Genomic DNA, 16,066 nt, shown 5'->3' on the forward strand with positions numbered 1-16,066 from the left:
CGGTCGCTTCGCTGTAGCGAGGAGAAAGTAGGTGCACCTTGTCTAGTAACGATGCTATCGAGGCCCGCCATCGTCTACGGGTTCCCTCGGCTTTTACCATCCTTTTTGTACTGACGGTGCTAGCTGTTGTCTGTACCTGGTTTATTCCGGCGGGGAGTTACTCAAAGATGAGTTACGCCGCTGGCTCTAACCAGTTGGTCATTGTGGACCCCAATGGAGCAACGACGAAGCATACCGCAACTCAGGCGACTCTCGACAAGTACGGTGTCGCAATGAAGATCTCGGAATTTACATCGGGATCAATAACGGGATCAGTGTCAGTGCCAGGCACCTATGAGCGGGTCGCTTCTCACCCCGCAGGCATTGGGGATATCACTAACGGGATGGTGACCGGCACGATTGAGGCCGTCGACATTATTGTCTTCATTCTCGTTTTGGGCGGACTCATTGGGGTAGTGAAGGCGAGCGGCGCATTCGAAGCTGGCCTTGGTCGACTTACTGCGAGATCGAAGGGCAAGGAGTTTTTGCTTGTCCTCTTCGTATCTCTCTTCATGATCGTAGGTGGCACGACCTGTGGACTCGAAGAAGAAGCAGTTGCTTTCTATCCAATCTTAGCACCGGTATTTATAGTAATGGGATATGATGCTCTCGTTGTTGTGGGCTCAATTTTCCTTGCTGGATCGATTGGTACCTGTTTCTCGACTATCAATCCGTTCTCCTCTGCAATTGGTGCGAACGCCGCTGGTATCCGGCTTACTGAAGGGATGACCTGGCGCGTCATTGGACTTGTCGGAGGTGCTATTGCCGTGGTGCTCTATTTGGCGTGGTACTCAAAGAAGGTCAAGGCCAATCCTGGATTCTCCTATGCGTGGGAAGACCGAGAAGCTTTCGCAGCCCAGTGGTCGCTAGGTAATGACGGTGCTGAGATCGGTTTCGACTGGCGGCGTAAGGTTATCCTGTTCCTCTTTGCCGCAGCTTTCCCGATTATGGTCTGGGGAGTCATGGCTCGAGGCTGGTGGTTCCCAGCTATGGCTTCGTCCTTTCTTGCTATTACGATTATTATCATGCTTATTGCCGCTACGGGGACGAACAAGCTCAGTGAGAAAGAATTGGTCGACTCCTTTAGTGCAGGGTCATCTAGCCTTGTTGCTGTCTCTCTCATTATTGGCTTGGCGCGTGGGATTAACCACATTCTCAATGAAGGATTGATTTCTGACACGTTGCTGTATGAGTCGGCAAAGGTCGTCTCTCATGTCAGCGGTCCGGTCTTTGTACTGTCCTTGCTGATCGTATTCTTTTTGCTCGGCTTCATCGTGCCGTCATCGTCAGGACTGGCAGTCTTGGCCTTGCCGATCATGGCGCCGCTAGGAGACACCGCAGGAGTCTCGCGGGCTACTGTGCTGTGTGCGTATCAGTGGGGTCAGTACGCGATGCTCTTCTTGGCGCCTACTGGCCTGGTAATGGCAACCCTGCAGATGCTGGACATTAAGTACTCACACTGGCTGAAGTTCGTGTGGCCGTTGGTGGTGTTTGTCCTCGTCTATGGCGGGATACTGCTCGTGCTTCAGACGGTGGTGTGATCGACACGTTCGTCAGCGAGTACACGTTGCGACGGGTACATGACGTAGAGTGTGTGCGCCATGCCCAATAATACCTTGCAGCACACCGAGGCTCCGACTTATCGGGTCGTGACCTACGGGTGTCAGATGAATGTCCATGACTCCGAGCGCATCGCCGGGCTTCTCGAGGAGGCCGGCTACGTTCCCGATCCTAGAACTGACACCTTGGCGCCAGCTGATGTCGTCGTCTTCAACACCTGCGCGGTGCGAGAGAACGCTGATAATCGTCTTTACGGCACCCTCGGCCACATGGCTGCAGTAAAGTCGGCCCATCCTGGGATGCAGCTAGCTGTCGGCGGCTGCATGGCTCAGAAGGACAAGGACACCGTGGTTGCGCGAGCTCCGTGGGTTGACGTCGTTTTTGGTACCCACAACGTTGGTTCGTTGCCGGTTCTACTTAAGAGAGCTCGCCACAATGCAACAGCTCAGGTGGAGATTGAGGAGTCTCTGGTCACCTTTCCATCGAATTTGCCTGCCAGGCGCGATTCCGCCTACTCAGCGTGGGTGTCCATCTCGGTGGGTTGCAATAATACGTGTACTTTTTGCATCGTCCCGCAGTTGCGTGGCAAAGAAACTGACCGCCGTCCCGGCGAGATCCTGTCTGAGATCCGTGCCCTCGTTAACGAGGGAGTCCAGGAGATTACGCTACTAGGCCAAAACGTCAATTCCTATGGAGTTCAATTCGGCGATCGTGGCGCTTTTGCTAAGCTGCTTCGCGCCTGCGGAAACATCGACGGCCTAGAGAGGGTGAGGTTCACCTCGCCGCATCCGGCCGCTTTTACCGACGACGTTATCGAGGCTATGGCTGAGACTCCTAACGTCATGCCAAGCTTGCACATGCCGCTGCAGTCCGGTTCTGACGAGGTGCTGCGTCGGATGCGCCGTTCGTATCGATCCACGAAGTTCCTGGGCATCCTCGACCGGGTGCGCGAGGCCATCCCTCACGCTGCTATTACTACTGATATCATTGTCGGTTTTCCGGGTGAAACCGACAAAGATTTCGCCGAGACGATGCGAATCGTCGAGGAGTCGAGATTCTCTGCGGCTTTCACGTTCCAATATTCCATCCGTCCTAACACTCCGGCTGGCGTCATGAAGGATCAGGTTCCAAAACCGGTCGTCCAGGAGCGCTACGAGCAACTTGTCGAGCTCGTTGACGACATTGCTTGGCAAGAGAACAAGGCCCAGGTTGGACGGGCTGTCGAGGTCATGTTTGCGCAAGGGGAGGGTCGCAAGGACGAAGCTACCCATCGCGTTACGGGCCGTGCCCGTGACAACCGCTTGGTTCACGTCAGTCTTAACCCCGGTGATGATGTGCCGCGTCCCGGTGATATCGGTGAGGTTGTTATTACGTCTGGTCACCCGCATCACTTGGTCGCTGATGGTGGCTTGGTGAATTTACGTCGTACTCGCGGGGGAGACGCGTGGCACGCCCGTCAGGGGCAGGTGTCCCAGGGTACTTCTACGGTGCTCGGGCTTCCCACCGTGGGAGTCCCGAGACACTGATCGATGGGTCTTACAGGTATGGCATTTTACGGACAGTGAGGAAGATAGACGAGGGATGGCGCTCAATGGAGCACCACCCCTCGTGTTGCAGCACTTCCGCTCCCATCCGGAGCGGGTCCCTGGGACAGACTGCGTTATGTTGTGGACGACTCAGAGGTCGCCAAGCTTGTCTTTGAGGGCGTCCTGGCCCTTGTCGATCTGATCGGAGAACTTGCCGCCGGTCTTGTCGTCGACAGCGTTGCCAGCCTTGTCGATGCCCTGCTCGACCTGATCGCTGTGCTGGCTGGCCTGATTCTTGATGTCGTCCTGGCGGTCGCTGATGGCGTCCTTGGCCTTATCGAAGAGTCCCATGTGATCTCCTTTCGGGAGTTTTCCCCCTCTCGGGGATGACTCTTGCAAGGCTACACATGGGATAGTCCACCCTTGCGAGGTTTTTCGCTCTACGCGTTGTTGTAAGGATGTCGCGACGGTGCGCAAAAATGAATATGTGAATTTGCCGGTCATCTGCCTCGTCGGGCCCACTGCTAGCGGAAAATCAGGGCTAGCGGTGCGAGTGTGCCGCCGCTTGTATGTCGATGAGCACCCCGCCGAAATTATTAATACTGACTCGATGGTGGTGTATCGCGGGATGGACATTGGCACTGCCACCCCTACACTTCGCGAGCAGCGCACGGTAGTGCATCACCTGGTGTCGATTCTTGATGTGACTGTGCCCTCCTCGCTAGTACTGATGCAGACGCTGGCCCGTGATGCCGTCGAGGATTGTCTGTCGCGTGGTGTCATCCCTGTCTTGGTGGGAGGGTCTGCGCTGTACACCAAGGCCATCATTGACGAAATGTCCATCCCGCCAACTGATCCGGAAGTGAGGGCTCGGTGGCAGGAGAAGCTAGATGCCGAGGGGCCGCGAGTTCTGCATGACGAGCTTGCCCGTCGCGATCCCAAGGCGGCTGAGTCAATCTTGCCCGGCAACGGCAGGCGAATCGTTCGTGCCCTCGAAGTTATTGACCTGACAGGGTCCTTTACTGCCACGATCCCCGACGGGACCCTCCACTGGCCTAAGACGGTGCAAATGGGCTTAGAACTGTCGCGCAAAGACATAGACCAGCGTATTGCCGATCGGGTTGACCAGATGTGGGCATACGGTTTCGTCGACGAAGTGCGTTCCCTAGCTAACGTCGGTCTCCGCGAAGGGCTGACGGCGAGCCGTGCGTTGGGGTACCGCCAGGTGCTGGAATATCTGAATGGGGACTACGACGAGGATGAGGCCCGTCGTAGGACCATCATTGGCACTCGTCGCTTCGCCCGTAAACAGCTCATGTGGTACCGCCGTGACGATCGCATTGAGTGGTTCAATGCCCTCGCCCCAGACCTTGATGACCGGGTTGTGGCGAGGGTGTTGACCGCCCTGACGACCGACGAGGAGGATTGACGCTATGACGACCTTCTGGAAAGGACACGGTACCGGCAATGACTTCGTCATCGTCGACCAGCAGGACCCGCTGACTTCCGCGCAGGTGCGTTGGCTGTGCCATCGCCGATTCGGGATCGGGGCCGACGGTACCTTGCAAGCTCTGCGAGCCGGAGATGTTGAGGACTGGAATGGCGATCCTGACCTGTGGTTCATGGATTATCGCAACGCTGATGGCACGATCGCTGAAATGTGTGGCAACGGTTTGCGTGTCTTCGCACGCTATCTCGTCCAGACCGGGCGCATGACGACTACTGAGGCTGACGTCGCGACGCGCGCTGGGGTGCGCCATGTCAGACTGCATGACGGTGGCGATGTGTCCGTGACCATGGGAACAGTCCGGGTTGAGTCCGGCAAGGTGACCATCGAGCATCAAGATATGTGGTGGCCGGCGTGCAAAGTTGACGTGGGCAACCCGCATGCTGTTGTTGTGACCGACCACACCACAGTCTGTGGTATTAACCTTAATGACTCACCGACTTGGCGGCCACGATCTGCATTCCCTGATGGCGTCAACGTCGAATTTGTCGAGCAGATAGACCAGCACACCGTGGCGATGCGAGTCCATGAGAGGGGCTCGGGGGAGACGATGTCTTGCGGTACGGGGACGGTGGCAGTTGCTGCAACCATGGCCACTCGCACCGGACATCGAGGACCGTGGACCGTCCAAGTTCCAGGTGGGCGAGTCGTCGTCACGCTGAGCCCTTCCGATGACGGCTACCGGGCTATCCTTACCGGTCCTGCCGTGATCCTGGCCGCTGGCAAGGTGGATCTGCCGAATGGATGAGAGGGCGAACACGCTCTTGTCAACCTGTCGGAACGTCCTCCTACACTTAGCGCGATGGCATTGGGGCGTGAGGATGGGTACCGGGTGAGCGAGATCGAACAAATCGATAACGAGCGCGAAGACGCGCTGAAGAACAACAACGGTTTTAGCGAGGATCAGAGTGACTACGACGGTGACCAATTTGATCTGGATGCACGCCTATCGCTGACACGCGTGCCAGGTATGTCAACTGATCTGTCGGATATTTCCGAGGTTGAGTACCGTCAACTGAGGCTGGAACGAGTGGTGCTGTGTTCGGTGTGGACTCAGGGAACTGCCGCAGACGCCGAGAACGCTATGGCGGAGCTGAAAGCCCTTGCTGAAACGGCGGGATCTCAGGTACTCGAAGCTGTCATGCAACATCGGACTACCCCGGATCCGGCGACGTACATTGGTTCGGGCAAGGTGGCAGAGCTTGCCGAGGTGGTGTGGGCGACTGGCGCCGATACTGTCATTTGTGATGGTGAACTTGACGCCGCTCAGTTGCGCAACCTCGAGGATCGGGTCAAGGTCAAAGTTGTGGACCGGACGGCCCTGATTCTCGACATATTCGCTCAACATGCGCGCAGCGTTGAGGGTCGTACTCAGGTGGAGCTGGCCCAGCTTAATTATCTCAAGCAGAGATTGCGTGGTTGGGGCGGCAATCTCTCGCGTCAGACTGGTGGACGAGCCGCCGGAGGTGCTGGTATCGGTGGTCGTGGTCCCGGTGAGACCCGTATCGAGACTGACCGTCGACGTATTAGCCATCGGATTGCGGTGTTGCGTCGTCGTCTCACGCACATCGAGTCCACCCGTGCCTCCAAACGGGCCGATCGCATCCGAAACAAGGTGCCATCAGTGGCCATCGTCGGGTACACCAACGCTGGTAAGTCTTCCTTGCTCAACAGGCTTACCCGCGCCGGGGTACTCGTCGAGAATGCTCTGTTTGCAACCCTTGACCCCACGACTCGACGCGCCACCACCTCCGACGGTCGGGTCTACACCCTCACTGACACGGTGGGATTTGTTCGACACTTGCCGCACGACCTCGTCGAGGCCTTTGCATCTACTCTGGAGGAGACGGCGATGGCCGATGTGCTCCTCCACGTTGTGGATGCAGATGATCCAGATCCACTCGGCCAGGTCGACGCAGTACGCGGGGTGCTGTCGGGGATTGGGGCCAGTAATATTCCTGAGATTCTCGTCCTTAACAAGATTGATCGTCTTAGCGATGAAACCATCTTGACCTTGCGCTCTACCTTCCCGGGGGCTTACTTAGTCTCTGCTCATACAGGTGAAGGAATCGATAAGCTTGTCGAGGCCATCGAGGCCGGACTTCCCATACCTTCCCAGCGCGTCGACGTCGTTATTCCTTATGCGCGTGGGGATCTTATGGACAAGATTCACCACAACGGAACTATCGGACTCATTGATCACACTGCTGATGGCACTCATGTCGTCGCTCACCTTCACCCTGCTCTAGCGGCCGAGGTCGAAGAGGCTTGTGATGGGGTCTGAGCCGGCAGACGTCAGTCAGATGTGTCGTGACCTGCTCAGCACTGCCGTCTCTGAGATGGGTGGTCAAGAGAGGCCGGGCCAAGTCGCGATGGCTAAAGCTGTCGACCAAGCTATGCGCGACAAGCTGCACTTGTTGGTCCAGGCCGGCACAGGAACGGGAAAGTCCCTCGGGTACTTGGCTCCGGCCCTGGTCTATTGCGTCGAAAAAGGGGCACAAGTCATCGTCGCTACCGCTACGCTTGCCTTGCAGACTCAGCTTGCCTACAAGGATATTCCGACCATCCTTGACGCATCTGAGAAGGTTTTGTCTCGTAGGCCGAGGGTGGCAGTCCTCAAAGGACGGAACAACCATATTTGCCTGCATAAGGTGCGGGGTGGTTCAACCCGCACCAAGGGACAGGATGCCCTCGTCCCCGGCGCAGATCTCGTTGTCGCCGCCGCCGACGACGGTCGGGAGGTCGAAGCAGCTCCGGAATCTACGCTGGGCGCCGAGGTTGTCATGTTGCGGGAATGGGCCGAAAAACAGGTTGAGGAATCTGGACTGGGTGATCGCGACGATGCTCCTGCCCATACTCCGCTCGCATGGACTCAGGTGAGCGTGCCAGCCAATGAGTGTCTTGGGGTTCAGCGGTGCCCATTTGGCAGTGAGTGCCTCTCGGAGGCTGCGCGGGAGCAGGCCCGAAATGCTGACCTGGTGGTCACCAATCACGCGATGCTCGCGATCGATGCTCTCAATGGCGGACGCGTCCTACCGGAGCATGACACGGTCATTATCGACGAAGCCCATGAGTTGGTAAACCGGTTTACCAGGGCCGCTTCGAAGGACCTCTCTCCAGCTATCGTGACGACGACGGCGAAGCGGGCTATGACGTGGCTCGATGACGACGTGGGCGCCGACCTGTTGAATCAGGCTGATTCCATGGATCATGCCCTGGAGGCCACCGTCCCAGGTCGGGTCACCACGCCGGACGCCCAAGTCATCCAGACCTGTGCCGTGTTGCGTGACCTTGCTCGCGTGGCAGTCAGCCAGCTGGGCCGAAATGATGAGGACTCTAGGGAACCAGTCGATGCGGAGAGAGCACAGGCTCAAGCCGCGATGCGGGAGGTTTTCGAGACCGCCGAATGCATGGTGAGGCTGGCCGCCGCCGACGTGGTGTGGGTCTCTGAGTCTGAGAAGGGATACCGCAGCATTCACGTCGCTCCGCTGAGTGTTGGCGGCTTGCTACGAGAGAATGTCTTTGCTCAGTCCACGACGATATTAACCTCGGCGACCTTATGCATTGGTGGTAATTTTCTCGCGATAGCGCGCGATGTCGGACTGTCCCCGCTCGAGCAAATTGAGGGAGACGCTCCGGAAATCCTCGAGACTCAGATGGGATGGCGGGGAGTTGATGTTGGTTCACCTTTCGACTACTCAAAGCAAGGAATTCTTTATGTCGGTAGGTCGTTGCCCCGCCCGGGGCGCGACGGTATTGCACCTGAGGTTCTTGATGATCTTGCTGAGCTCGTGTGGGCAGCCGGTGGGAGGACTTTAGGACTGTTTTCTTCCCAGCGCAATGCTATAGCTGCTGCTGAGCACATGCGCAGTGCTATGCCTGATATTCCGGTCCTGTGCCAGGGAGAAGGGCACCTGGCTGATCTCACTCGGCGATTCGCGGCTGATCCGCGTACTTGTCTATTTGGAACTGTGTCGCTGTGGCAGGGGGTCGATATTCCTGGCGACACTTGCCGTCTGGTTGTTATTGATCGGATTCCGTTTCCACGTCCTGATGACCCGCTCATGGCAGCCCGGAGTAAGGCTGTTGAGGACGCTGGTGGCAATGGATTTATGACGGTGTCGGCTGGCCATGCCGCGCTCTTGTTGGCCCAGGGGGCTGGTCGTCTCATCCGTCGTGCTGACGATCGCGGGGTGATCGCCGTTCTCGACCCACGGCTGGTGACTGCTAGGTACGGCAATTTTCTGCGGGCGTCGATGCCGCCCTTTTGGACTACGACCGATCGAGAGATGGCTGTTGGGGCGTTGCGAAGACTGGCGGAATAATGATGAAGTTCTTGACCCGGACCCGGTATTTTCGTCGTGATCGATTTCGGCCGAGGCACACCAAGGATAGGGGAGAGAGCCCTGCGGCTAGGTGGTTTATTGGGCCGCTTTAGAGTCGTCTCAGCAAGGACACAGCCTGACCCAGCAGAGAAGCATCATCGAGATTGATTGGTGAGTGGGTAGGGTTGGATGCCAACAGCCATCGCCGTCCCGAGACGTTGGATAAAGTGCGAACGACGGTCGTTCCGCCCGCTGTGGCTGCTACGAGGTATGTCTCAGGTGGATCGTCGGGCAGATCGCTTACCGATATACGTCGCACCACTACAAGATCTCCGGAGTGGATATCGGGAGACATTCCGTCGTCGCGGACGATGATCACTGCGTGCTCGCCGTGACTTAGAAGCTGAGGTGGCACCGCGATGACGGTTTCATCGTGTTCTTCGTTACTCGGATTGAGGAGTTTGACTTGAAAGGCTTGCGGTCCGTGCGGATCGCTGGACTCGACGGTTTCTTCGACCACCTCGAGGGTGCCATTGGTTCGACGTAGCAGCCCTAGATCGATGAGGGACGAAATACGCCGCTGGACTGTTGATGTGCTCGCAGCTCCTGTCATCTCAGCAAGGGCGCGAACTGTTGGGGCTTTGCCGTCGCGACGCAGCCCTTCCTTGACGGCTGCCAAGACTTCGCGTTCCTTGGCAGAGGGCTCACGGGTATTCGTGAACGGAACAGCCGACGAGACGGCGGCCGGGTCCGAGGTATCGGTTCCGGGCGTATCGGTGATCATGGCAGTCACGGTATAGGGCAGCTACGACAGTTTCCCCATCAGTGGCGTTTTGGCTCCGTGCGAGGAGTGTGGGGGCAAAAACTGGGCACCTAATCCGCTCTGACTAGGTTGTTCTCCTCGTGTTCCATGGTTATGACGGCGAACTTGTCGGTTCGGGGGAATGTCATTGATGACACCGGCGGACCTTTGGCCGCCGGACCCTCCCCGGGATATCTCCCGGGGCCGCTGACGGGAGCGGATGGCTCTCGTCGACAGAGAGGTGATCCGATGAGTGCTCAGACGTACGAGTGGTATATCGAGACGACGTCCAGTCGCCGAGGTGACCTGGTCGTCGGACCGTGGCAGGATGAGTTGGCCGAACCGGTGGTCGTTATCGATCGACGGGAATTGATGGCGGGACGCCCTAGCGCTACTGCGCGCCGTAAGTCCCTTCACAACCGGTTCTGGGATGCTGCTGTGCTGGCAACTATCGCTGTCGTGATCGTCGGGGTGATTCTCGCCCTAGGGCGCCTCGGCCAGATGTGGCAAGGGGATCCTGCCAGTGGGCATGAGGATCATATGGGCGTTGTCCAGGTTGACGCGCATCAACCTGGGGCACCCTCCGATGCCAGATCCTGACGAGGGGCCGGTCGCAGGGGCGTTCGTCTTCGGCGTGTCGCGCGTGGCGACTTGACGCACGGTCCAGCATCGCCCTCGAAAAATCATCCTTGAATACCAGATGTTGTGGCAGGTAGTTTCATGATCCCTATAAGTTGTGTTTTTGGCCCCAGTTAGGAGTAGTCTTCCAGAGCGACGGTAAGCCAGCTGTTCGGAACCTCGTGAGGTTGGGGAAGGAGGCGATGATGCGCTGCCCGTTCTGTCAGCATGATGACTCTCGAGTCCTGGATTCGCGGGTATGCGAAGACGGTACTGCGATCCGTCGGAGGCGGCAGTGCCCGATGTGTGAACGACGGTTTACGACCATCGAACGCATGCAGATGACAGTTCACAAGCGCAACGGCATCGAGGAGCCCTTCTCCCGTGACAAGGTGATCCGTGGTGTGCGCAACGCATGCAAGGGACGCCCGGTCACAGATGCCGATCTAGCTTTGCTGGGACAACGCGTCGAGGACGGTCTACGGGCCCGAGGAGTCGCGGAGATACCCAGCGAGGAAATCGGGTTGGCGATCTTGGGGCCACTGCGTGAACTTGATTCCATCGCCTACCTGAGGTTTGCCAGCGTTTACTTGAACTACAACACCATCGAGGACTTCGCTACTGAGATTGATCGGTTGCGCGACGAATCCTCCGATAAAACGAAGTCCTCGAGTCGTAAACGGCTTTCAAAGCAGGACGAGCCACTGTTCTGACGAGCTGTGTGCCGAGCGTGCCACAGTTCGCACTAAGTACCGACACCAACCACCCGTATCACTGAAAATTCAGAGGGAGCCATGACTGAGACCAAGTCCGCACCACGCAGGACGAGCCGCTCTAAGGGGCTGCACGTTGAGCGCATCTTCAGCACTGAAGGTGTTCATCCTTATGACGAGGTGACCTGGGAACGCCGTGATGTCGTGCAAACGAACTGGCGTACCGGCGATGTGGTTTTTGAGCAGCGCGGGGTCGAGTTCCCCGACTTCTGGAGCGTTAACGCCTCGACCATCGTTACCAATAAGTATTTCCGTGGTGCTCTAGGTACCCCGGCCCGCGAGGATAGCCTCAAGACCCTCATCGACCGAGTCGTCAATACCTATGTGACCACTGGGCGTAAGAACGGTTATTTCGCGTCTGATGACGACGCCAAGGTCTTTGGCGAGGAACTGACCTGGTTATTGGTGCACCAGTACTTCAGCTTCAACTCCCCGGTGTGGTTCAACGTCGGTACCACGAGTCCCCAACAGGTTAGCGCTTGCTTCATTCTTTCGGTGGATGACTCGATGGAGTCGATCCTCAATTGGTACCGAGAAGAAGGATTCATCTTTAAAGGTGGTTCTGGTGCTGGTCTCAATATTTCTCGTATCCGTTCCTCGAAGGAACTACTGAGCTCCGGTGGTACGGCTTCTGGTCCAGTCTCCTTTATGCGTGGTGCTGATGCTTCAGCGGGAACCATCAAATCAGGCGGCGCCACTCGTCGTGCTGCCAAGATGGTCGTCCTTGACATCGATCACCCCGATATCGAAGAGTTCATCGAGACCAAGGCGCGCGAGGAGGACAAGATTCGTGCTCTGCGCGATGCCGGGTTCGACATGGACCTGGGCGGGCGCGACATCGTCAGCGTTCAGTATCAGAACGCCAACAACTCGGTGCGTGTCTCCGACGCCTTCATGGCCGCTGTTGAGCAGGGTAAGCCCTTCGGTCTGATGTCCCGCACCGAGCCTGACAAGGTGCTTGACACCGTTGACGCCAAGGAACTTTTTGGCAAGATTGCTCAGGCTGCTTGGGAGTGCGCCGATCCCGGCTTGCAATATGACGACACCATCAATGCCTGGCATACCACCCCGAATTCCGGACGAATCAACGCGTCCAACCCGTGCTCGGAGTACATGAGCCTAGACAATTCCTCATGTAACTTGGCTAGCCTTAACCTGCTGAAGTTCCTCGACGAAAATGACCATTTCGACGTCGAGAAATTCACCAGAGCTGTTGAACTCGTCATCACCGCGATGGATATCTCCATTTGCTTTGCTGACTTCCCGACTGAGGCCATTGGTAAGACGACACGTAACTTCCGTCAGCTCGGTATCGGATATGCCAACCTGGGCGCCCTTCTCATGGCGCTGGGCCTGGGTTACGACTCGGATGGTGGACGTGCCCTCGCAGCTGCCATCACGTCCCTCATGACTGGCGTCTCCTACCGGCGTTCCGCTGAACTGGCTGCCATCGTCGGTCCCTATGGCGGATACTCCGAAAACGCTGAGCCACATCAGGCAGTCATGGCTAGGCATCGTGATGCCAACCGTCAGGTTCACCCTTTGCACAACAATGACACCGCTGTCTTGACCGCCGCCAAGGCAGAGTGGGACAAGGTCGTCAAGCTCGGGCATACCAATGGTTTCCGCAATGCCCAAGCGTCCGTTCTTGCCCCGACTGGCACCATTGGCTTCATGATGGACTGCGATACCACCGGTATCGAACCAGACTTCTCGCTGGTCAAGTTCAAGAAGATGGTCGGCGGCGGCTCGATGCAGATCGTCAACCAGACGGTGCCGCGTGCCCTCAAGAACCTCGGCTACACCCCCGAGCAGGCTGAGAAGATCGTCGCCTACATCGCCGACAACGGTTCGGTCGTTGGTGCTCCTGATCTCGATGAGGCCCACTACGAGGTTTTCGATTGCGCTATGGGTGCCCGGTTCATCGCCCCGATGGGTCACGTACGGATGATGGCTGCCGTTCAGCCCTTCCTGTCCGGTGCTATCTCTAAGACTGTCAACCTGCCGGAGTCTTCTACGGTTGAGAATATCGCCGGGGTTTACATGGAGGGTTGGAAGCTTGGCCTCAAGGCTCTGGCTGTCTACCGCGACAACTGTAAGGTCGGTCAGCCTCTCTCTGAGGCCAAGAAAAAGGAAGAGGAAGAGAAGGCCGAGCCGGAAGTTCGCATCGAGTACCGCCCGCGTCGTCAGCGTCTACCGAAGTCGCGCATGGGCCGCACCACCAGCTTCCAGGTCGCAGGAGCCGGCGGTTACCTCACTACTGGCGCTTACGACTCCGGGCGCTTGGGCGAGATCTTCCTCAAGCTTGGTAAGCAGGGATCCACCCTTGCCGGTGTTATGGACGCTTTTTCTATCGCGGTGTCTATCGGCTTGCAATATGGCGTGCCGCTGGAATCCTTCGTTCAAAAGTTCTCCAACCTCAAGTTTGAGCCAGCTGGCATGACCGACGACCCCGATATTCGGATCTCCTCGTCGATCATTGACTATGTCTTCCGTCGTCTGGCCCTCGACTACCTTGACTTTGATGAGCGTGCCGAGCTGGGTATTTACACCGCTGCCGAGCGTGCTCGCTATGTCCAGACGGGTTCTTACCTGTCTGATGAGGAGGATGAGCTTATCGACTCTGAGACCCTCAAGGACACGCCGGCCGACCGCGTCCGGGTGCATGAAGACGGAGCTAACCAGCCCGGTCTTTTCGCAACTCAGGAGGCGGTCGAGCAGATTGGTGAGGCACACACCAGTGCTGAGCTTCTCGAAGAGCAGATCGGTCGTGAAGTTGACGCCCCCCTGTGCTTGACTTGCGGGACGAAGATGCGTCCCTCGGGATCGTGCTATGTCTGCGAGGGGTGCGGTTCAACTAGCGGCTGTAGCTGATGACGCTATGAGCGGGGGCGGGGCGGGTGCTACGCCCCCGCTGTTGTGTCCCACGCCATGTGTGGTCCATAACGGCTGCCAGAGGCTGATAGCTATGCGTTGGATGGCAGGATCGTGAGAGGCAGCTGCAGATAGCGGCGCGACCTACTAGGTTGGAACCATGGACGAGCCACCAGACTTTGCGTTCGATCTGGATCGCAGCACAGCGCAGGCGTGGGACCAGTTCGCCGAGCGTCTGGCGGAGGTCGTCTCTGTCATTGACGACGACGGCGAACTAACGATCTCAACCCTGTCCGCGCGCACCGACACGGCTCCCTTTATACGCTTCGTGCAAGATGATCCTGGTTGCAGCGACGATACCGCGATGATTCTTGCCGAAGCATCCAGCAATAACTGTTTACCGGAGAGTGCATGCCTTACGTCGGGCCAGCTTGACGGCCTGAGATCCCTAGGATGGCAGGCCCCTGGAACCTGCAAGGTCCACCAAACCGATAACTACTGGGTGTACCGCAGTCAGGACGATTCTGAGCAACTTGCCGAATTGACAGTAACGACTTTGCGTGACATTTTCGGTGTTCCCCATCCAGTGTTTCTGGCCCCCGACCAGCTTGCGGAGATTTTGCAGCCTGAGCCCCCGTTGTCGCCTACAGAGGCGGCTAGCGTCCCCGCCATCATGCCGGTAGACAAAGATCACCTCGACCGTCTCGTTGCTGATGAGTTGTCCCACATGTTTGGCCATCCGGCCATCCGCGATAGCGAGGGCGACTTTGCTATCCGAGTAGGGACGTGCATGGTCTTCGTACGTACCACCCCCGATGCCTCGGAATTGTTGCTTTTTGCTGCTCTCGTCCATGACGTTGAGGGGCGTTCTCGTGCCGTTGAGGTACTCAATGACCTCAATGTGCAATCCCGCTACGGGCGTTTCGCCCTTCATCAAGATCGAGTGTTCGTGACGATGTCGGTGATGGCCCGCCCTTTCGTCGCCGCGCATCTTCACCAGGCCGTCTCCATCATGTCCCGACTGGCCGATGGGCTGGACAACGAATTGGCCCGCAAACTGCGGGGGAGAACCACTTTTGAAGAGGGCTCCTGACCGGACCCCCTTTGTCTCAGGGCAAATGGTGGGACAATGTGACAAGGGCCAACGCCTTTGATGTCTCACTGAGGAGGACCACCATGACTGACGACCGAACCTCATCGAAGGCTCAACGCACTGTCATCATCGTCGGAGTCGATGGCTCCGAGGACGGCCTACGTGCCGCCCGTTACGCCGCAGCATCAGCGATCAAGAGAGATGCTGATCTTATTGTCCTTCACGCCGTTGATGACGCTGCCGTTGCGGGCGCCTGGGGAGTCGTCTATGACCCGACCGCTCTGCAGGATGCCGGTCAGGTCGTTGTTGATGACGCCATCCATGTTGCGACTGAGCGGGGGATGGACCCCGATCGGATCTCTGGAGAGGTCGTCTTGGGTAACCCGGCGGCCATTCTGGCCGATCGCAGCGCCGATGCCCAGCTCGTTGTGCTCGGCCGTCGCGCTACCTCGGGTCTGGAGCGTATGTTCGTCGGGTCGACATCTGTGGCTGTGGCGGGCATGTCGGCAGCGCCCGTCGTGGTCATCTCCCGCGCTTCGACCCCGGATCCGACTGGTGGCAAGAAATGTGTTGCGGTCGCGGTCGGCCCCCAGAGCGTAGGAACTGCAGCTGTCGGATTCGGATTCGCTGAAGCTGACCACCGTGGCTGCAAGCTGCTCGCAGTGACGGTTCCTGGTAACGACTCCGAAGAGGTGCACGACGAGGCCCTCAAACGACTCAACGAGGTCGTCAAGCCGCTCGCTAATAAGCATCCCCATGTCGAGGTCGAGACCCGCGTGCTGTCCGGAGAACCCGTCGACGCCTTAGTCGACCTCTCGGGCAACGTTGACCTCCTCGTGATTGGTATGAAGAAGCACCCGATTTTGGGCTGGACCGCAGGTGGTGTCAGTCGCGGCATCATGGCGCACGCTCAGTCGCCGCTGGCTATCTGCCACTGATATCGAGCTGC

The 16,066-nt window shown here is 57.9% G+C and carries 13 protein-coding genes; 11 read left to right on the top strand and 2 right to left on the bottom strand.

The window, feature by feature from the left end; translation table 11 throughout:
* The first annotated feature begins 38 nt into the window (after positions 1-38).
* Complete coding sequence (locus ACOYO3_RS06115) at positions 39-1,580, top strand: YfcC family protein (protein WP_002515612.1); 1,542 nt, start codon at positions 39-41, stop codon at positions 1,578-1,580.
* A 60-nt stretch (positions 1,581-1,640) separates the two neighbouring features.
* The gene (gene miaB / locus ACOYO3_RS06120) at positions 1,641-3,125 is read left to right on the top strand and encodes a tRNA (N6-isopentenyl adenosine(37)-C2)-methylthiotransferase MiaB (protein WP_427305811.1); all 1,485 of its coding nucleotides are present in this window, start codon (positions 1,641-1,643) and stop codon (positions 3,123-3,125) included.
* Between the two features lie 150 nt (positions 3,126-3,275).
* Here miaB and ACOYO3_RS06125 read toward each other — a convergent pair whose 3' ends face one another.
* Complete coding sequence (locus tag ACOYO3_RS06125; RefSeq protein ID WP_002523929.1) at positions 3,276-3,476, bottom strand: antitoxin; 201 nt, start codon at positions 3,474-3,476, stop codon at positions 3,276-3,278.
* 202 nt (positions 3,477-3,678) lie between these two features.
* Here ACOYO3_RS06125 and miaA point away from each other — a divergent pair, with 202 nt between their 5' ends.
* From miaA to ACOYO3_RS06145, 4 genes are read left to right on the top strand one after another with little or no spacing between them, the layout of a single operon-like run.
* Positions 3,679-4,554 carry a tRNA (adenosine(37)-N6)-dimethylallyltransferase MiaA gene (gene miaA / locus ACOYO3_RS06130; RefSeq protein ID WP_230606558.1) on the top strand — a complete coding sequence of 292 codons (876 nt, stop codon included), beginning with the start codon at positions 3,679-3,681 and terminating at the stop codon, positions 4,552-4,554.
* 4 nt (positions 4,555-4,558) lie between these two features.
* Complete coding sequence (gene dapF, locus ACOYO3_RS06135; protein WP_002524993.1) at positions 4,559-5,380, top strand: diaminopimelate epimerase; 822 nt, start codon at positions 4,559-4,561, stop codon at positions 5,378-5,380.
* 54 nt (positions 5,381-5,434) lie between these two features.
* On the top strand, positions 5,435-6,916 hold the full coding sequence (gene hflX / locus ACOYO3_RS06140) for a GTPase HflX (RefSeq protein ID WP_002524992.1): 1,482 nt from the start codon (positions 5,435-5,437) through the stop codon (positions 6,914-6,916).
* Positions 6,906-8,957, top strand: a complete 2,052-nt coding sequence (locus tag ACOYO3_RS06145; RefSeq protein ID WP_002525856.1) for an ATP-dependent DNA helicase — start codon at positions 6,906-6,908, stop codon at positions 8,955-8,957. The genes hflX and ACOYO3_RS06145 overlap by 11 nt, the downstream gene beginning before the upstream one ends.
* A gap of 109 nt (positions 8,958-9,066) precedes the next feature.
* Here ACOYO3_RS06145 and ACOYO3_RS06150 read toward each other — a convergent pair whose 3' ends face one another.
* On the bottom strand, positions 9,067-9,741 hold the full coding sequence (locus tag ACOYO3_RS06150; protein WP_002519005.1) for a LexA family protein: 675 nt from the start codon (positions 9,739-9,741) through the stop codon (positions 9,067-9,069).
* Between the two features lie 267 nt (positions 9,742-10,008).
* Here ACOYO3_RS06150 and ACOYO3_RS06155 point away from each other — a divergent pair, with 267 nt between their 5' ends.
* The 5 genes from ACOYO3_RS06155 to ACOYO3_RS06175 all read left to right on the top strand — a co-directional run bounded on the left by ACOYO3_RS06155 (position 10,009) and on the right by ACOYO3_RS06175 (position 16,055).
* Positions 10,009-10,359, top strand: coding sequence for a hypothetical protein (locus tag ACOYO3_RS06155; RefSeq protein WP_002524990.1), 351 nt, complete (start codon positions 10,009-10,011; stop codon positions 10,357-10,359).
* Between the two features lie 224 nt (positions 10,360-10,583).
* Positions 10,584-11,090: a transcriptional regulator NrdR gene (gene nrdR / locus ACOYO3_RS06160; RefSeq protein ID WP_002517883.1), complete on the top strand. Its 507-nt coding sequence runs from the start codon at positions 10,584-10,586 to the stop codon at positions 11,088-11,090.
* Between the two features lie 81 nt (positions 11,091-11,171).
* A complete protein-coding gene (locus ACOYO3_RS06165; protein WP_002524989.1) occupies positions 11,172-14,024 on the top strand; it encodes a vitamin B12-dependent ribonucleotide reductase in 2,853 nt (950 codons plus the stop codon).
* A 160-nt stretch (positions 14,025-14,184) separates the two neighbouring features.
* Entirely contained in the window at positions 14,185-15,117 is a 933-nt protein-coding gene (locus ACOYO3_RS06170) for a T3SS (YopN, CesT) and YbjN peptide-binding chaperone 1 (RefSeq protein ID WP_002523936.1), read from the top strand.
* 83 nt (positions 15,118-15,200) lie between these two features.
* On the top strand, positions 15,201-16,055 hold the full coding sequence (locus tag ACOYO3_RS06175; protein WP_427305813.1) for a universal stress protein: 855 nt from the start codon (positions 15,201-15,203) through the stop codon (positions 16,053-16,055).
* Positions 16,056-16,066 lie beyond the last annotated feature (11 nt).

This window comes from Cutibacterium sp. KBN10P07758 (genome assembly GCF_050286205.1).
Classification (GTDB): Bacteria; Actinomycetota; Actinomycetes; order Propionibacteriales; family Propionibacteriaceae; genus Cutibacterium; species Cutibacterium acnes.